The 455-nt window shown below is 62.0% G+C and carries 1 pseudogene; it reads right to left on the minus strand.

Annotated features, from left to right (window positions below):
* Positions 1-116 precede the first annotated feature (116 nt).
* Positions 117-443, minus strand: a pseudogene (locus DYI24_RS27755) (glutathione S-transferase family protein); the annotation flags it as partial.
* Positions 444-455 lie beyond the last annotated feature (12 nt).

The following is a 455-nucleotide window of genomic DNA, read 5'->3' on the forward strand; positions in this document are numbered from 1 at the left end:
TTTGTTTGCGTCGTAGTCCCCCGTCATTGCGAGGAGCGAAGCGACGAAGCAATCCAGCTTCGTGCTCGGCGCTGGATTGCTTCGCTGCGCTCCCAATGACGCTGCGGTGAAATTCCTCACGCCTTCTGCAGCAGACCTTCGCTTTGCAGCGCTTCCTGCACCTTCGGGCGGGCGGCGACGCGGGCCTTGAAGGCGGCGAGGTTGGGGTAGGGGGCGAGGTCGATCTTCATCCGGTCGCACCAGCTCAGGATCACGAACAGGTAGCCGTCGGCGACCGTGAACGACGAGCCCATCAGATAGTCTTTGCCGGCGAGTTGCTTGTCGACATAGCCGAGGTGGCGGGCAATGCGGTCCTTGAAGAAATTCTTGGCGTCCTCGCCGAGCGTCGGGGCGAACAGCGGGCCGAAGCTCTTGTGCAGGTCGGTCGAGATGTAGTTCAGCCATTACTGCAGCCG

Origin of the sequence: Rhodopseudomonas sp. BR0C11 (assembly GCF_010820945.1) — a bacterium.
Taxonomy (GTDB): Bacteria; Pseudomonadota; Alphaproteobacteria; order Rhizobiales; family Xanthobacteraceae; genus Rhodopseudomonas; species Rhodopseudomonas palustris_H.